Source organism: Gammaproteobacteria bacterium, from assembly GCA_015709635.1.
Lineage (GTDB): Bacteria > Pseudomonadota > Gammaproteobacteria > Burkholderiales > Nitrosomonadaceae > Nitrosomonas.
Genome location: CP054180.1, coordinates 47456 through 65155 on the forward strand (window position 1 = coordinate 47456; position 17700 = coordinate 65155).

The 17700-nt window shown below is 50.6% G+C and carries 16 protein-coding genes and 1 tRNA gene; 5 read left to right on the plus strand and 12 right to left on the minus strand.

What is annotated here, in order from left to right:
• On the plus strand, positions 1 to 2100 hold the full coding sequence (locus HRU78_00210) for a DUF262 domain-containing protein (GenBank protein ID QOJ22257.1): 2100 nt from the start codon (positions 1 to 3) through the stop codon (positions 2098 to 2100).
• 194 nt (positions 2101 to 2294) lie between these two features.
• Here HRU78_00210 and HRU78_00215 read toward each other — a convergent pair whose 3' ends face one another.
• The gene (locus HRU78_00215; protein ID QOJ22258.1) at positions 2295 to 3401 is read right to left on the minus strand and encodes a Fic family protein; all 1107 of its coding nucleotides are present in this window, start codon (positions 3399 to 3401) and stop codon (positions 2295 to 2297) included.
• Positions 3402 to 3469: 68 nt separating this feature from the next.
• On the opposite strand from HRU78_00215, the gene HRU78_00220 reads away from it, so the two are divergent.
• Positions 3470 to 3652, plus strand: a complete 183-nt coding sequence (locus tag HRU78_00220; GenBank protein QOJ22259.1) for a hypothetical protein — start codon at positions 3470 to 3472, stop codon at positions 3650 to 3652.
• Here the strand turns inward: HRU78_00220 and ychF are convergent.
• The 11 genes from ychF to HRU78_00275 form a co-directional block, all read right to left on the minus strand.
• Positions 3649 to 4740: a redox-regulated ATPase YchF gene (gene ychF / locus HRU78_00225; protein ID QOJ22260.1), complete on the minus strand. Its 1092-nt coding sequence runs from the start codon at positions 4738 to 4740 to the stop codon at positions 3649 to 3651. The genes HRU78_00220 and ychF overlap by 4 nt on opposite strands.
• 56 nt (positions 4741 to 4796) lie before the next feature.
• The gene (gene pth / locus HRU78_00230) at positions 4797 to 5366 is read right to left on the minus strand and encodes an aminoacyl-tRNA hydrolase (protein QOJ22261.1); all 570 of its coding nucleotides are present in this window, start codon (positions 5364 to 5366) and stop codon (positions 4797 to 4799) included.
• A gap of 135 nt (positions 5367 to 5501) precedes the next feature.
• Positions 5502 to 6122 (minus strand): 50S ribosomal protein L25/general stress protein Ctc, encoded by a 621-nt coding sequence (locus HRU78_00235; GenBank protein QOJ22262.1) that lies wholly within the window; start codon positions 6120 to 6122, stop codon positions 5502 to 5504.
• A 61-nt stretch (positions 6123 to 6183) separates the two neighbouring features.
• Positions 6184 to 7134 carry a ribose-phosphate pyrophosphokinase gene (locus tag HRU78_00240; protein QOJ22263.1) on the minus strand — a complete coding sequence of 317 codons (951 nt, stop codon included), beginning with the start codon at positions 7132 to 7134 and terminating at the stop codon, positions 6184 to 6186.
• A 154-nt stretch (positions 7135 to 7288) separates the two neighbouring features.
• Positions 7289 to 7363: transfer RNA gene (locus HRU78_00245), tRNA-Gln, on the minus strand.
• 6 nt (positions 7364 to 7369) lie between these two features.
• Positions 7370 to 8209, minus strand: a complete 840-nt coding sequence (ispE, locus tag HRU78_00250) for a 4-(cytidine 5'-diphospho)-2-C-methyl-D-erythritol kinase (protein ID QOJ22264.1) — start codon at positions 8207 to 8209, stop codon at positions 7370 to 7372.
• Positions 8210 to 8243: 34 nt separating this feature from the next.
• On the minus strand, positions 8244 to 8936 hold the full coding sequence (lolB, locus tag HRU78_00255) for an outer membrane lipoprotein LolB (protein ID QOJ22265.1): 693 nt from the start codon (positions 8934 to 8936) through the stop codon (positions 8244 to 8246).
• Between the two features lie 21 nt (positions 8937 to 8957).
• Positions 8958 to 9236: a cell division topological specificity factor MinE gene (gene minE, locus HRU78_00260; protein QOJ22266.1), complete on the minus strand. Its 279-nt coding sequence runs from the start codon at positions 9234 to 9236 to the stop codon at positions 8958 to 8960.
• Complete coding sequence (minD, locus tag HRU78_00265; GenBank protein QOJ22267.1) at positions 9233 to 10045, minus strand: septum site-determining protein MinD; 813 nt, start codon at positions 10043 to 10045, stop codon at positions 9233 to 9235. The genes minE and minD overlap by 4 nt, the downstream gene beginning before the upstream one ends.
• Positions 10046 to 10069: 24 nt before the next feature.
• Positions 10070 to 10840 (minus strand): septum site-determining protein MinC, encoded by a 771-nt coding sequence (gene minC / locus HRU78_00270; GenBank protein ID QOJ22268.1) that lies wholly within the window; start codon positions 10838 to 10840, stop codon positions 10070 to 10072.
• Positions 10841 to 10932: 92 nt separating this feature from the next.
• Positions 10933 to 12669: a tetratricopeptide repeat protein gene (locus HRU78_00275; protein ID QOJ22269.1), complete on the minus strand. Its 1737-nt coding sequence runs from the start codon at positions 12667 to 12669 to the stop codon at positions 10933 to 10935.
• Between the two features lie 365 nt (positions 12670 to 13034).
• Between HRU78_00275 and lnt the strand changes: the two genes are divergently transcribed.
• The 3 genes from lnt to HRU78_00290 are packed head-to-tail and all read left to right on the plus strand — an operon-like array spanning position 13035 to position 17700.
• On the plus strand, positions 13035 to 14549 hold the full coding sequence (gene lnt, locus HRU78_00280; GenBank protein ID QOJ22270.1) for an apolipoprotein N-acyltransferase: 1515 nt from the start codon (positions 13035 to 13037) through the stop codon (positions 14547 to 14549).
• Positions 14550 to 14590: 41 nt separating this feature from the next.
• The gene (gene glyQ, locus HRU78_00285; GenBank protein ID QOJ22271.1) at positions 14591 to 15517 is read left to right on the plus strand and encodes a glycine--tRNA ligase subunit alpha; all 927 of its coding nucleotides are present in this window, start codon (positions 14591 to 14593) and stop codon (positions 15515 to 15517) included.
• Complete coding sequence (locus tag HRU78_00290) at positions 15514 to 17700, plus strand: glycine--tRNA ligase subunit beta (protein ID QOJ22272.1); 2187 nt, start codon at positions 15514 to 15516, stop codon at positions 17698 to 17700. The genes glyQ and HRU78_00290 overlap by 4 nt, the downstream gene beginning before the upstream one ends.

Consider the following 17700-nt stretch of genomic DNA (forward strand, 5'->3'; position numbering starts at 1 on the left):
ATGGCAACTGATAATAAGGATAGCAGATACCATGCTCTGTCACTCCGGCAAATTGCCGGATGGGAAATTCCATCTGTCGACAATTCCAACTCGAAGATTATAGCCAAAGTACCTTCTCTACAGCGTGGCTTGGTGTGGGAGCCACAACAGATTGAGCTGCTGTGGGATTCATTGATGCAGGGTTTTCCTATCGGTTCACTGGTTTTATCAGCAAAAAATAGTGAGCAGAAAGACAAAGCCGGTAACTTTTCTGCTATTGCTAATCAGAAACCCGTAACCCATCACATCCTCGATGGACAGCAACGCTGCTATGCCATTGCCTTGGGGTTTCACAATCTTTGGCACGACAATGATCAGGCAATTTTGTGGCTTGATCTTAAGCCGGGGAATCGGCTACAAAATAGCATTAGACAATATTTATTCCGTGTCACAACGAAATCTCATCCTTGGGGCTTCGGTCACGATAATCAATCAAGTCGACTTTCTGCGGGAAACATTCGAGAATCTCTTGGAACGCACACAGAAAGGCCGTTACCCAAGGAATTAAGACCGTTTGATGCTGGGTTACCGGTGCCAGTATTTTTACTCTTCAAGCATTTCAATATGGGCACGGAAAAGTTGAATTGGGATGCTTTTTCAGAAGACCTAGCTAAATTAATCCCAAATTCCGCTGGGATAACTTATGACGACTCTATTGATCGAGAAAATATCGAGGGAGGCTTAAGTTTGGCCGAAGAAGCAAGAATTATCGCTCTGCAAGTCCCGGCTAAGGTAAAGAAAATTGAGAGCATTGAGAACATTGAGCAAATCTTTCAACGCCTAAATCGGCAAGGTACTCCGCTAGATAACGAAGAATTGACATATTCCATGATCAAAGCCTATTGGCCGGATGTGGAAGAGTGCTTGGAATCGCTGGATAGCCTTCGCCACACAACCGAGCCTCGGCTTATAAATATGGCTATTCGTGTTGCACTGACTGGTCAAGATGGCAAAATGCATACCGAACTCACTGTGGATAGGATTCGCAATATATTTCGTCCAAGTGATAGTAAAGTGCGGAAAAAAGAGGATATTGATGACGCCAATAAGGCTATTGCCATTAAGGAGTACTTTCAAGATAAACTTAAATTAGCATTGCAGTGGATTGACGATCACTTCCTTTTCCATGAAAAGAATCGTCCATATGGCCTTCCAGCCTATCTCAGAAGCAGTTTAGCGTGGAACTCACGCAATGTCTTCGCTTGGTTGATGGTTGTTGCTAAACGATATGATTACAAACCGGTCACCAATGAGCAGTTGCTTAAGAAAATCATCGGTCTTGCTTTGTCAATTCATTGGTTTGGTTCGGACAAAACTAAAGCGGTAGAGAAACTGCTACTAGAAAAAGATCTTGGCTCTGAAAATGTAAAACTGTCGAATTTAAAAAATGATAAAGGTGACTCTCTCATTTTCTCCCCGATTGATAAAGTTGAACTGGAAGAAATCTTGTCACTATCCAAAGATAGTACTAAAAAATCTCTGTCAGATTGGAAGAGTTTTTGGCACGCAATCGTGGAAGCTGATGATCAAAATCAGCCGCGAAAAGAAAAAGATAAGGAGGATAGAAGTAAAAAATATGGGCAATTTATGGAACGGTTGAGAAATAACCGTGAATTGCTTGTTTATGTACAGCGATCCTATTTTGCATCTAAATTCGGGGATTTTGATCCATCAAACCGTCTGATGTGGAAAGAACATAACCGTCCATGGGATTACGATCATATCTTGCCATCAAATAAACTAAATGCTAGCGGTCGAGGCGGGAATGCAGGTGATTTTCATGATGTATGCAAAGTATGGCAACAATCCATTGGAAATCTAATAGCGGTCGATTTTACTTTTAACCGTGGAGAGCAGGATAACACCTCATCAAAAAAATATAACTCAGAAAGAGCGGGCGAGCTTAATGGCGTGTTGGATTGTATCGATGCCTACGATATTGAACTGGAAGATACTGCGAATTTTGAAAAATCAATAGCATTCGTAGTAGCAGCGAGGAATCGCTTAATCGAATTGTACAGACGTTGGTATGATTCATTGAATGTTGGTAACTATAAATAAGAGTTTGATATTCTGATCTTAATTACTGTTTAAACATTAAACCAGAATTTATCATATCGCTATTCTTGAAAAGCAATCAGGGCATTTCTCAGCGTTTGCATTGGATGGCGTGATATTCGCCAGTACTGGCTTTTTCCATGAGTCTAGCCGGTATCGTATCTATGCGGTTCCTGCAGCTTTTTACCCATTCATCATTATGGATAGAGCGTCACGGCATTATCATCCCATGTCAGTAACTGCATCAATTTGGAATGGATGAATATTTTCTCGCGTCCTACAATTCTTTCTTCCAGCACGCCGATGTCTGCCAGTTGTTTGAGATAGCGCGAAGCGGCTTGGCGTGCGGCGATGTTTTTTTCAACCAGGTTCTGAATCCGGCAGTAAGGCAAGTCGAAAATCAGATCGACCAGCTCGCGGCTGTAGATTTTCGGCGCTTTCTGTTTCACATAATCAATTGTGAATCCTGAGAGGGTGCGGATGGCGGCAATCTTGGCGATAGTCCAGCGTGCTGTATCTTCGATGCCTTGCAGCAAGAAGATAATCCACGGTTCCCATGCTTGGTTGCGCGTGACCTCGAGCAGCAGGCGGTAATACTCGGCCTTGTTTTTGATGATGTAACGGCTGAGATACAGAATTGGCAGAGTCAACAAACCTTCTTGGATTAGAAACAAGCTGTTCAATATGCGCCCGGTGCGGCCATTGCCGTCGGTGAGCGGGTGAATTGCTTCGAATTGGTAATGTCCCGCTGCCATGCGGATCAACGGGTCGATCTCGCGCGCCTCGTGCAGGTAGCGTTCCCAGTTGGCTAATTGGGAGCGCAACAGGTTTTCACCAACGGGCGGCGTATAGATCACTTCGCCGGTCGTCTGATTCGCCAGCGCCGTGCCGGGTACGCGCCGCACTTGCATGTACGTGCCCTTGATGCGCGTGCATACTTGTTCCGCAGTGCGGGTGTTGAGCGGATGCCGCTGCAAGGTTTGAAATCCTTCGAGCAAAGCGCTGCTGTAACGTAGGGCTTCACGTGTCGCCGGGTCGGCGTATTCGTTTGCGCTTTGAAACTGAAACAGCCGGTCTGTTGTGGTGACGATGTTCTCGATTTCCGAGCTGGCTTGGGCTTCAAGCAGCGGCAGGGCATTGATCAACACGCCCTGATTGGGAATGAGTTCAGCAGCCTGTTTGAGTTCTGCCAGTGCGGCCCGGGCGGCAATACACTGCTTCAGCACCGTGCGCGTTTCCAGCTCGGCTGCGGGAGGCAACAGCGGTAGGTCGTTGTAAGGTTGATCCGGACGCCAGGGGATCATGGTTTAATTTTTGCATTTTTGCGACATGCTCTCAGTTTATGTCGTCCGCAGCGACAGGTCAATCAAATATGTCGCAAATTTTTAGTTTTTGCGACATATTCGTTTGGGAAGCTCTGAAAAAGGTAGCGAGCGACGGGCAGGCAAGGCGAAATCAGGTGAAAAAGCGCAATTTACAGATAGTAAATGAGCATTTTGAACCTGAATTTCAACGCATCATGGCGGAGCGCAGTAGTTTTTCAGAGTTTCCTTAGACGTTGAAACGGAAATGCATCACATCGCCATCCTTGACGATGTATTCCTTGCCTTCGAGGCGCATTTTGCCGGCTTCCTTGGCGCCGTGTTCGCCGTTGCAGGCGATGAAATCGTCAAAGCTGATGACTTCGGCGCGGATGAAGCCTTTTTCGAAGTCGGTGTGAATGACGCCGGCGGCTTGCGGCGCGGTGTCGCCTTTGTGGATGGTCCAGGCGCGTACTTCCTTGACGCCGGCGGTGAAGTAGGTTTGCAGGCCGAGCAGGTTGTAACCGGCGCGCACCAGGCGGTTGAGGCCGGGTTCTTCGAGGTTCAGGTCGGCCAAAAAGATTTTCTTGTCGTCGTCGGACAGCTCCGCGATTTCGGCTTCGAGTGCGGCGCAGATGGCGACGACCGGTGCGCCTTCCTTGGCGGCGTATTCCTGCACGCGGGTGAGCAGCGGGTTGTTTTCAAAGCCGTGATCGTCGACGTTGGCGACGTAGATCGCCGGTTTCGCGGTCAATAAGCACAGCGGTTGCAGCAGGTGTTTTTGTTCTTTATCCAGATCAAGCGTTCTGGCAGGTTTGCCTTCGTTCAGATGCGCCTGCACTTGTTCCAGCAGCGCGCACAGCTTGATCGCATCCTTGTTGCCGGATTTGGCGACCTTGGATTCGCGCAGCAGCGTTTTTTCCACCGTGGCGAGGTCGGCCAGCGACAGCTCGGTCTGAATCACTTCGATATCGGAGATCGGATCGACCTTGCCGGCGACGTGCACGACATTGTCATCGGCGAAGCAGCGCACCATGTTGACGATGCCGTCGGTTTCGCGAATGTTGGCGAGAAACTTGTTGCCCAGTCCCTCGCCTTTGGACGCGCCCGCAACGAGTCCGGCGATATCGACGAATTCGACGATGGCCGGTTGTATTTTTTGCGGTTTGACGATGTCGCTGAGTTTTTGCAGACGCGGATCCGGCACTTCGACGATACCGATGTTCGGATCGATGGTGCAAAACGGATAATTTTCCGCTGCGATGCCGGCCTTAGTCAAGGCGTTAAACAGAGTGGATTTGCCGACATTGGGAAGACCGACGATTCCGCATTTCAGACTCATGACCTGATTCTCATTAAAAGATTAAATAACGATTGTATGAAAGCTTTGCCGCATTGTTATGCTTTTGTATGCAATTTCAGCATGGCGGCTTCGCATGCGCCTTGCGCAATCAGCGGCCAGACTTCCAGACTGCGGACGATGGCCTCATCGATCAGTGGCGCTTCTTCCTTGCGTGGCGGATGCAGCACATATCCGACCACGGCATTGCGATCACCCGGGTGACCGATACCGATGCGCAGCCGCCAGAAATCCTGCGTGCCCATTTTGGCTGCAATATCCTTGAGGCCGTTATGCCCGCCCAGACCGCCGCCTTTTTTCAGTTTGGCTACGCCGGGCGGTAGATCCAGTTCATCGTGCACCACGATCATTTCCTGCGGCTGGATTTTATAAAACTGACACAGCGCAGCGACCGATTGACCGCTGCGGTTCATGAATGTTTGCGGTTCCAGCAGCCACACATCGATGTCTTTCTGGCGGATTTGTGTGCACAGGCCATGAAAGCGCGCTTCCAGCCTGAGCGAAACCTGCAGTTTGCGCGCCAGCCGGTCGACCCAGTCGAAACCGGCATTATGCCGGGTGCTGTCGTACTCTCTGCCGGGATTGCCCAACCCAACGATCAGTTTCATGACGTGACGTAAGATTTCAGTGAAAATTCTCGCAGTTGCAAAAATTGAATCCGGAAATGAAAAATCTGCCGGTATATGTTTCTATCCCGGCAGATTTGTCCAATTTCCAGAACGGCGAGTGCTTTGCCACTCAGCTTATTTTTTCTCGGCGCTTGCTTCTTCAGCACCCGCTTCCTCGGACAATACCGAGCGTGGAATGACGATCGTGACCACCGGTAAATTATCGCCTTTAGTCAGCGCTACGGTTTCGACGCCTTTCGGCAATGTCAGATCGCTTAAATGCAGCGTGTGTCCGGCAGTGAGTTCGGCCAAATCGACGGAAATATATTCCGGCAAATCGTCCGGCAAGCAGCTGATATCGACTTCGGTCAAGATATGGGAAACGGTACCGCCGGAGGTTTTCACACCCGGTGATATTTCTGCATTGATGAAATGCAACGGCACTTTCATGTGAATCTTCTTGTTCTTGTCGACGCGCTGGAAATCCACGTGCAGGACTTGTTGCTTGTAAGGATGCATCTGGATATCGCGCAGTAGAACTTGCTCTTTTTTTCCGCCTACGTTGAGCGACAGAATCGATGCATGAAAAGCTTCGTTCTTGAGATTGTAGAACAAATCTTTGTGATCCATTTCAATCGATTGTGCTGCTTGTTCTCCGCCATAAATGATTGCCGGTACTTTGCCGGAATGGCGCAGGCGGCGGCTCGCACCCTTTCCCTGCAATGTGCGCTGATCGGCGCTGATTTCAATTTTCATCGTCATGACTCCTCAGTGATGGTTTGTTCGCGACCAAACAAACCGGTTAAAAAAACGTAATTTATTCCATGAATAACGAGCTCAGCGAGCTTTCATTGCTGATGCGCAACATGGTTTCCGCCAGCAGATTGGCTATGCTCAGCTGGCAAATGCGATTACACACCAGCGCATCCGCGCGCAAGGGTATCGTATCCGTGACCACCAGTTTATCCAAAGCCGAGTTTTGGATGCGCTCCACGGCATTGCCGGATAATACCGCATGCGTGGAATAAGCGATGACCGCTTTTGCGCCGTGCTCTTTTAGTGCGTTTGCCGCCTGGCATAAGGTGTTGGCGGTATCCACCATGTCGTCGATGATCACGCAAGTGCGGTCTTTGACTTCGCCGATGATGTTCATGACTTTGGCTTCGTTGGGTTTGGGGCGGCGTTTATCGATGATGGCCAGATCGCATTCCAGCCGCTTGGCCAAATGCCGCGCCCGTACCACGCCGCCGACATCGGGCGATACCACGATGAGATTCTGGTAATTATGTTTCCAGATATCGCCGAGCAAAATCGGCATGCCGTAAATATTGTCCACCGGGATATCGAAGAAACCTTGAATTTGATCCGAGTGCAAATCCATCGTCAGCAGCCGGTCTATACCCACCGTTATCAGCATGTTGGCGACTACTTTGGCGGTAATCGGCACACGCGCCGAACGCGGTCTTCTATCCTGGCGCGCATAGCCGAAATAGGGGATCGCAGCGGTGATGCGGCTCGCCGAAGCGCGCTTCAATGCATCCACCATGACCAGTATTTCCATCAGACTGTCATTGGTGGGGGCGCAAGTGGATTGCAATACAAACACATCCTTGCCGCGCACATTCTCAAGGATTTCCACCATCACTTCGCCATCGCTGAAGCGCCCGACAGTCGCGCGTCCCAAATGAATATTGAGATGCTTGACAGCATCCTCAGCCAATTTGGGGTTGGCAGTTCCGGTAAAGACCATCAAACTGTCATAAGCCATGTTATTTCTTTGCGCTAACTAGCTGGAAAAAGGGAAGAACGGGTTTTTGTTAAATAAGCTGCTTATGGTGATAACAGCTTCGTCAAATTTCATATCCATTGATTCTGGCAAGAATGAATGGAATTAGCTCCTGTATGGAGTTGCTGCCAAGTACTGGCAGGGGAGGTAGGGATCGAACCTACGAATGCCGGAATCAAAATCCGGTGCCTTACCACTTGGCGACTCCCCTAAATCTTTAATTTAATAGTGTGTGCATCGGATGGCAATCCAATCCTTTTGCCACAAAACCTTTCATATCCGTTGGAATTCGTTCGAAAGCTGCGCGTGCTGCCTGTTCCGTGGCAAATTCAGCAAATACACAAGCCCCTGAACCGCTCATCGCCGCTATTGTAGTATTTTCCAGCCGCTTTAGCCACTCCAAGCACCTCGCTACTTCCGGATAGGCCTGGCAAACGACTAATTCTAAATCATTATGTCCTTGCCAGACAGAAAAGGGCGGTATTGTGATGGGTATCGTGTTGCGTGTCAATTCCTTGCTGGCAAAAATTTCTGCAGTCGATACTTGTGCTGGTGGTACAAGAACCAAATACCAGGCCGGTGGCAGCTCGATGGCGGCGAGTTTTTCACCGACTCCTTGGGCGAAGGCATTTTGTCCGAAAACAAATACCGGCACATCGGCGCCCAGCTGAAGCCCTAATTCAAGCAATTGCTCGCGGTTTAAATTGACCTGCCACAAGTGATTCAGCGCCAGCAATGTGGTTGCGGCATCCGAGCTTCCGCCGCCTAAACCCCCACCCATCGGGATTTGTTTTTGCAAAAAGATGTCGGCACCCTGTATCGTTGCGGTTCTTTGCTGTAACAGTTTGGCGGCGCGGACGCATAAGTCTTTTTCTTCCGGCACACCGGTAATCGGATTATGCAGCTTGATGACGCCATCGTCGCGTACTTCAAAACCGATCTGATCGGAAAAATCGATAAAGCGGAAAACGGTTTGCAATAAATGATAACCATCCGGTCTGCGGCCTACGACATGTAAAAAAAGATTCAGTTTTGCAGGAGCGGGAAAAGTGACCATAGAATTGAGCGGTTAAGCTATTAAGCGAAGACAGTTATTCGACTACTTTCCAATCGTCGACAACCAGGCGGATTTTCAGCTTTTGATACATCAAATTGAGCACTCGCGGAAGGGGTGCGGCGTTTGGCTGTGCTGCCGCAAAATCCTGATAGTGAATGTGCCAACCATCTTGCCGGATCGCCACCAGCTGATTTTTGTTATCGAAATCCTTTTGTGCTGCATTCGCCGGCGAATGCAGGCCTTGTATCCAAAATTGCAAACCGTTGAGCGGCAGGCGCCAGCCGAGAATTTCTTCTGTCAGGCTTTCGACATTGTCGGCGTAAAACGCTTCCATTTTCGAGGTGATCAAGCGCACACCTTTATGATCTTTGTAAATCTCCGCAACTGCTTGACCGAGCGGGGTGAATAACAAAATTTCATCGCTGGCGGCCAGATGCTGCCAGCGGAAACTGCCAGTGAAACTTTGATTGTCATCCTGAATGGCGATTCTGCCGAGGATATTGAAATCGGCAGCGACTGCGTTGTGCGCGCCCGCAACAGGCTCGGTCTGAACGGTAGTGATGGCCGCTTCGGGTTGCGTTTGAACGGGTAATAACTGGCAACCGGAAAATAGTGGAAAAATGCAACTGAGCAGGATTCCCAGAACGACTTTGCATGATCGGAGCCCGCATCTGTTTGCCGGTAATCCACTATAAAAACGGGCTGATATCAATTGCGCAATTACCAATGGTTATGAAGCGTGCTTATTTTAGCTGTTGATCGGCTTATTGGTCTGTTGATAATCGGGCAGCACGATATTGAGCTCCAGCGTTTCCTGATTATCGTCTTGCTCAAAATTAACCGAAATCGCATCCTGATCGACATTGACGTACTTGCGGATTACTTCGAGCAATTCTTTTTGCAACTGCGGCAAATAGGAAGGCTGATTGCGGAATTTGCGCTCGTGCGCAACCAGAATTTGTAAGCGCTCTTTGGCCAGCGGAGCGGTTTTAGGTTTGGATGATCTGAAATAGTCCAGTAAACTCATTTTTTTCCTCCGAAGAGCCTTCTGAGAAACCCTTGTTTACTATCGATAAAGCGATGCGGCAGTTTTTCTCCCAGGTAACGGGCAACGATATCGGCGTATGCCTGACCGGCTTCGCTCTTTTCATCCAGAATGACCGGCATGCCTGCGTTCGATGAGGACAGGACCGATTTCGATTCGGGAATGATGCCTAATAAATCCAGCGACAGGATTTCCTGCACGTCCTCCAGACTGAGCATTTCGCCGAGTTTGACGCGATCGGGATCGTACCGGGTCAGCAGCAAATATTCCTTGATGGGTTCTTCATTTCTTTCCGCCCGGCGTGATTTGCTGGATAGAATGCCCAGCATGCGGTCCGAGTCGCGCACTGAGGAAATTTCCGGATTGGTGACGACAAAGGCGTCATCGGCGAAATAAAGCGCCAGATTCGCGCCTTTCTCGATACCCGCGGGGGAATCGCACACAATATATTCAAAATCCTTGGATAATTCCTCTAAAACCTTACCGACGCCTTCCTGCGTCAGCGCATCTTTATCGCGTGTTTGCGAGGCGGGCAGGATGTACAGCAAATTGCAGTTCTTATCGCGGATGAGTGCTTGATTGAGACTGGCTTCGCCATTGATGACATTGATGAAATCATAGACCACCCGGCGTTCGCAGCCGAGAATCAAATCCAGGTTCCGCAAGCCCACATCAAAATCGATGACCGCTGTTTTGTGTCCTTTTTTCGCCAGCCCCATGGCAATCGCAGCGCTTGTGGTTGTTTTACCAACGCCGCCCTTGCCCGATGTCACGACTATAATTCTTGCCAATTGAGTCTCCTTTGCTGTTTGGTCTTATGCAATCTCTTTAATGATCAATGCATGATTCTGCAAATAGATCTGCACGGGATTTTTGTACGTTTGCTTGTTCAAGTCTTCGCTGGTTTTATAATCACCGGCGATAGAAATGAGCTCCGCCTGTAAATCGAAACAAAATATCCGGGCGGCTGTGTTGCCGTGCACACCCGCCAGTGCGCGCCCTCTGAGCGTATTATAGACGTGTATATTGCCTTCAGCCATAATTTCCGCACCTGCGCTGACCTGCGATAAAATGATCAAGTCGCCGGATGCGTAAATACGCTGCCCGGAGCGGATCGGCTGCGTGACCAAAGTTGCCGCTGCGGAAACCGGCGGAATCGGAACCGGCCGGGCAGATTCCTTGGCCGCGGCAGTTTCCGGTTGTGCGGCCGGTTGCGGGGCCGTTTCCTGTTTGGCTGCTTCCGTGCCGATCATGAGGGTGTTGCCTTGCTCGCGTACCGTATCGATCGGAATGAATAACGCGCGTGCCTGTTGATTCTGATTTTCGTTGCCGCCGCGGATGCCGACCGGAAAAAAGTTTACTCTGCGCAACAGCTGTATGACCTGGGAAAAATCCAAATCCAGATTTTGTTTGTTCAATTCACGCAGATCGATAATCAACGGGGAATCTTTGAAAAACTCCGGCGCCAGATTGATTTTTTCGTGCAGCGTCTGTTCAATTGCTGCGAGGTCGTTGGTAAAAAGAATCAGGATGGGCGCGAAAAAGGTACTGCTTTTAAATTCCAGCGCAGGAGAAGTATTTAGCATTTTAATTGTTGATTGACAGGCTCACAGAGATACATTACGCACTGCTTGACGATATTTGAAAATGTGCCGGCGCCGATGAAAACGGGTTGGGCTTAATCAATTACTTTCTTTTTTGTCAGCCGTTGCAATGTTTCCAGCAAGATTTCATTGCTCGGATCTTTTTCCAAAGCGGAGCGCCAGATATTCTTGGCATCGTCTTTTGCACCTTTCACCCAAAGCACTTCGCCCAAGTGTGCGGCAATTTCCGGATCGGGGCGGGCGGCAAAAGCCAGATTCAGGAAATTCAGACCTTCGGTGAAATTTCCCATACGGTAGTATACCCAACCCAAACTGTCCATGATATAGGGATCTTCCGGCGAAAGCTCAACGGCTTTTCTGATCAGTTTCAATGCTTCCGGCAAGTGCGTGCCGCGCTCGGCGAAGCTGTAACCCAGCGCATTATAGGCGTGCGCATTGTCCGGTTTGAGCTTGATCAGTTTGCGCAAATCCTGTTCCAGGATTTTAAATTTGCCCAGCTTGTCGGCTGCCAAGGCGCGATCATAAAGCAGCTCGGGATAATCGGGTAGTTTATTCAGGCCGTCGTTGAGCAAATCAAAAACTTCTTGATGCGCTTTGGATCTGCGTAAAATCTGCGCTTCCGCCAAAATCAAATGCGCCGTCTGCTGATCGTTCGCGGCGGGAAGTTTTTTCAGATGTTCGCGTGCTTCTTGCAAATGGCCTTTGAGCGCCAGTAAGTCCGCATAGCGGATTTGCGCGGGTAAATAACGCCCTCCGCTTTTGACCAGCTGGTATGTTTCCATGGCCAAATCGGGGCGGTTGGTTTCTTCGTAAATCTGCGCCAAATGAAAGTTCACCGCATTGGTGTCTTTATATCCCAGCGCCAGCGCTTTTTTAAAACTGGTTTCGGTGGTAGCGAAATCGCCCATTTCCGTGGCCAATAGTCCCGCTGCCAGCATGATTTCGGCGTCTTCGGAATTTTTATCCAATAGCCATTGTATTTGCTCACGCGCTTGGGCGGTTTCACCGGCGCCGATCAACAGCCGGGTATAAGCGACTCGCACTTCATTGGATGCCGGGTATTTATCCAGGTAGTCGCGGTAAAATTCGCTTGCTTTATCAACGGAATTGCGCTGCAATATTCTGCCGTTATGAACGGCGGCGATTTCCCATTCCGGACGCAACGCCAAGGCGCGCTGCATTTCTTCCTGAGCAAGCGGATGTTGATTAGCAAACCATGCCGCTTGGGAAATGGCGAAATGAACTTCCGGTAAATCCTTATAGGGTCGCGAGAGCTGTTGAATCAGTTTCAAAGTTGCCGCTTTATCCGGATTGCGCACCAGCAACTGGTTGAGCTGCATAAAGGCATTGCCGACCCCTTCTTTTTCCGAAGCCAGCAGTTTTTCCAGATGAGGCCGTGCGGCATCCAGCTTGCCAAGATTGACCAGCAGTGCGGCGATTGTTTGCCGGGCATCAGCCGATTCAGGCTCAAGCTCAACCCACATCGTGGCTGCTTGTTCTGCCGCAAAAGGATTGCCTGCATGCAGCGAAATTTCGGTCGCCCGCTTGGCGATGCGCGGATCGCGTGTCGTTTTAGCCAGCTTGACGTAGCGGTTGACTGCGATATCCAAATTACCGCGCTGCAACGCGGTTTCGCCGACTAAAAAATCAAACAGGATCGGCGCAGTCAGCTCCTGCTTGGGTAAATTTTGTTGACTGATTTCTTCTGGGTCAGCGGATTCTCCCTTTTTTTCTGCCTCCTTGTTCGAGGGAAGCTGCGCGCAGGCAGTAAGTCCGGACAGCAATAACACGCATAGAATTTTAAATTTCATGAGAAATCCGATTGATTTTCAACTATAAGAAAAACGCGCAACTTTTGCGCAACATCCGGAAAGATTCATTAGATTATCCGGTATTCAGTCACTTTTCATGCGGCAATGTCCCGGATCCTCTGCGACATAATGCGCATATTCTACTTTTATACCGCCAATAAAGTGAATAAATAATTATTTAGCATAAGTCGCAGGGAATGTCACCTCGGACAGTGGAATTAAAATCGCGTGCCAAGATGGCACCGGTTAATTTATGATAAAGCAAATCCTGAGAACATCATTGAATTATGAAAGTTCAGTGGAGTTTCAGATTGCTTCCGGTCATTTCCGGGGCGCAGTAATTTTTTCCACTTTCATCATCTCGAATGTTGACGCGATTGAAAAATCCTTTTTTGCAGCTGGCCGTTGTTTTTATGCTGGGTATGCTGACCGTACTCGGCTTTGCGCCATTCTATCTATTCCCGGTGCCGGTTGTTACCGTGGCATTGTTGCTGGCATTTTGTCATAAAAGCCAAAGCGCGTTCAAAAACGCCGCGCTGGGATTTTGTTTCGGCATGGGACTGTTTAGCGCCGGGGTCACGTGGATCTATGTCAGTTTGCACGATTTTGGCGCGATGCCGATGCCGATTGCCGTGGTTGCACTGATTATTCTCTGCGCTTACCTGTCGTTGTTCCCGGCGCTGGGTTTTTGGCTGCTGACCAAGTCTCGTGTGACGTCGCCTTTTCTCTGGGCAGCGCTTGCAGCGGCGTTGTGGATGTTGTCCGAATGGTTGCGCGGCACGTTGTTTACCGGTTTTCCGTGGCTGGCGTTAGGCTATTCGCAAGCGCCTTTCAGCCCCTTGGCGGGTTTTGCGCCGGTCGTGGGCGTTTACGGCATTTCGCTTTTGTTGATATTCAGTGCCGCACTGCTTTTTTTCTGGGTTGAGAAAGGTTTGGGAAAATGGCGTTACGGCTTGCCTTTGCTGCTGATTTGGTGCGGCGGGTATGGCTTGCAGTTTATCGATTGGGTCAAGCCCTCGGGAGAACCAGTCAGCGTGAGTTTGCTGCAGGGTAATATCCCGCAGGATATGAAGTGGCGCGAGGATCACTTGGAAAGCACCATGGAAACTTACGCCAAGCTGATACTGGAAAGCGATAGCCGCTTGATCGTGACACCGGAAATTTCCATTCCGCTATTCAGTGACGCCATGCCGCAGTCGTATTTGGCGTACTTGGCTGCGCACGCCAAGCAAAACAACGGTGATGTGTTGATCGGCCTGGCCGAGCGCACCAGCTATGACGGTAACGAGTATTACAACACCATGTTCAGCTACGGCTCCTCGCCGCAGCAAAGCTACCGCAAGCATCATCTGGTGCCGTTCGGTGAATACATTCCGTTTAAACCGCTATTCGGCTGGGTGATTCAGGTGCTGCAAATCCCATTATCGGATTTCTCCCGGGGCGGACTCGATCAACAACCGATGGCCATCGCCGGGCAGCGCGTGGCGATCAATATTTGCTACGAAGACGTGTTCGGCGAAGAGATCATCCATCAACTGCCGCAAGCGACGATGCTGGTCAATGTCAGCAACGATGCCTGGTTCGGGCGCTCGATCGGGCCGCAGCAACACTTGCAGATTTCGCAAATGCGCGCGCTGGAAACCGGTCGTTATATGTTGCGCGCCACCAACACCGGCGTGACCGCGATCATCGACGAACGCGGACGCGTGCTCGATACCATCGAAATTTTCACCACCGCGGCGTTGCACGGATCGGCGCAAGGTTTCACCGGCGCAACGCCGTATGTGCGTGTGGGTAATCATCCGGTGCTGGGATTGGCTGTTCTACTTTTAAGCATCGGATTGCTATCCACCTTCCGCGCAGCATGGAAAACCCGGTAAAATCCGCCTGTTTCTAATTTAATGCAAATACTTGACGCTTCATGCCGACATTGACTTTTCAGGAAATCATTTTCACCCTGCAACGCTACTGGGCCAAACAGGGCTGCGCGATTCTGCAACCGTACGATATGGAAGTCGGCGCGGGCACCAGCCACACCGCCACTTTTCTGCGCGCCATCGGCCCCGAACCGTGGAAAGTGGCGTATGTGCAACCGTCGCGGCGGCCGAAAGACGGTCGCTATGGTGAAAACCCGAACCGCTTGCAGCATTATTACCAGTTTCAAGTGGTGCTGAAACCGGCGCCGAAAAACATCCTGGATCTGTACCTGGATTCGTTACGCGAACTGGGTTTCGATCTGACGCAAAACGACGTGCGCCTGGTCGAGGACGATTGGGAAAATCCGACGCTGGGCGCGTGGGGATTGGGCTGGGAGACCTGGCTGAACGGCATGGAAGTGACGCAATTCACCTATTTCCAGCAAGTCGGCGGCATCGACTGCAAACCGATCACCGGCGAGATCACTTACGGGCTGGAACGTCTGGCGATGTATTTGCAGGGCGTGGAAAGCGTGTTCGACCTGACTTGGACTAAAGGGCTGCGCTACCACGATGTGTATCATCAGAACGAAGTCGAACAGTCGAAATACAACTTCGAAGAAAGCGACACCGAATTTCTGTTTCTAGCATTCGGTAAGTATGAGGCACAAGCCAATCGCCTGATCGAAAAACAATTGGCGCTGCCGGCTTACGAGCAAGTGCTGAAAGCCGCACATACCTTCAATCTGCTCGATGCGCGCGGCGCCATTTCGGTGACCGAACGCGCGGCGTATATCGGCCGCATCCGCAACCTGTCGCGGCAAGTCGCCAAAGCGTATTACGACAGCCGTAAGAACCTCAATCCGCCGTTCCCGATGGCACCGCGCGAATGGGTCGCGCAAATGCCGGACATGCAGGAAGCTGCATCATGACCAAAAATCTGCTGGTTGAATTATTGGTCGAGGAATTGCCGCCGAAATCGTTGAAACAACTGGGCGCGAGTTTCTCTGAATTACTCGCCGCCAGCCTGAAAGCGCAAGGCTTGATCGCGCCCGATGCAACCGTCACGCCGTATGCTACCCCCAGACGGTTGGCGGTGCATATCGCCAACGTCGCGGCGCAAGCCGCCGATCAAGCGGTTACGCAAAAACTGATGCCAGTCAAAGTCGGCCTGGACGCCGCAGGTCAGGCGACACCGCCGCTATTGAAAAAACTCGCCAGCTTCGGCGCCGATGCTTCGGCAGTGCTGCAACTCAAACGCGCGCTGGACGGTAAAACAGAAACCCTGTTTTTGGATATCGTGGTGCAAGGCACGCTGTTGACCGACGGGCTGCAAAAAGCCTTGCAGGAAACGATCAGTCAATTGCCGATTCCGAAAGTGATGACATATCAGTTAGTCGACGGCTGGAGCAGCGTCAATTTTGTCCGTCCCGCGCATTCTCTGGTGGCGCTGCACGGTGCCGACGTCGTGCCAGTAAGTGTACTCGGTCTGCAAGCCGGGCGCGAAACGCAAGGGCATCGCTTTGAAGCCAAAGTCAGCCCAATCGTACTGCACAGTGCCGATAGTTACGCGCAACAACTGCAAACTGAAGGTGCCGTGCTCGCCGGTTTTGCCGAGCGCCGCGCTGAAATCGCGCGCCAGCTTGCCGCCGCTGCGGCGCATGAGCACTTGACACTGGTTGACGACGATGCCCTGCTTGATGAAGTCACCGCGCTGGTCGAGCATCCCAATGTGCTGATTGGCACATTCGACGCCGAATTCCTGCAAGTGCCACAGGAATGCCTGATTCTGACGATGAAAGCGAACCAGAAATACTTCCCGCTGCTCGACGCACACGGAAAGCTTGCCAATAAATTCCTGCTGGTTGCCAATATCCGCCCGGCCGATCCCGCGCAAGTCATCGCCGGTAACGAACGCGTAGTGCGCTCGCGTTTGGCCGACGCCAAGTTTTTCTTTGATCAGGATCGCAAAAAAACGCTGGCATCGCGCTTGCCGGAATTGGGTAAGGTGGTTTATCACAATAAGTTGGGTACCCAGGGCAATCGCATGTTTTATGTTCGAAACATCGCAACTGCGATAGGTCATCAATTGGCTGGGGATACTCTGGGTAATCAGTCTTTTGAAGCTGCTACGTTAGCCAAGTTGGATCTACTGACTGACATGGTCGGTGAATTTCCTGAGTTGCAAGGTATCATGGGACGCTATTACGCGCAGTATGAAGGTTTAAGCGATGATGTCGCGTTTGCCATCGAAGATCATTACAAACCGCGCTTTGCCGGCGATGAATTGCCACGCAATGAAGTTGGCATTTGCCTAGCGCTGGCGGACAAACTAGAAACTTTGGTCAATATGTTCGGTATCGGTGAAATTCCGACTGGTGACAAAGACCCGTTCGCATTGCGTCGTCATGCGCTGGGCGTTATTCGCATATTGATTGAGAAAAACTTGTCGCTTGAACTGAATGTGTTAATCCAGCAAGTCATCAAAATTGTCTATGACCCGGTAATTGAAGATCAATGGTCGCAATATTTCCACAAATGGAATACCGGGAAACAGAGTAGCGCGCGAGCTACTGTAATCCGTCGAGTTCCAGAGGGGTTAGATGAGCAATTGCAGATATTTATTTTCGAGCGGCTTTTTGGCGCTTTGCGCGAGCAAGGTTACACCGCCCAGGAAGTCGACGCTGTACTCAGTCTGAATCCTCAGCAATTGAGCGATACTCCGAAACGGCTCGCCGCCGTACGGGCGTTTGCCGTATTGCCGGAAGCGACCAGTCTGGCGGCGGCTAACAAGCGGGTCGGTAATATTCTCAAGAAATCCGAAGGCGCTATCGGCGATCCCGTCGATCCCGGTTTATTGCAGGAAACCGATGAGCAGGCGCTTTATCAAGCGCTGCAAGCTATTCAGCCGAAAACCGAGAAAGCCTTTGCCGCCGGCGATTACACTGCTTCGCTGCAACTGCTGGCAACGCTGAAAACCCCGGTCGATACGTTTTTCGATCATGTCATGGTGAATGTCGACGATGAAAAACTGCGTAATAACCGGCTGGCGTTATTGGCACAGTTGCATCGCATCATGAACCGTATCGCCGATCTTTCCAAGCTGGCCACCTGA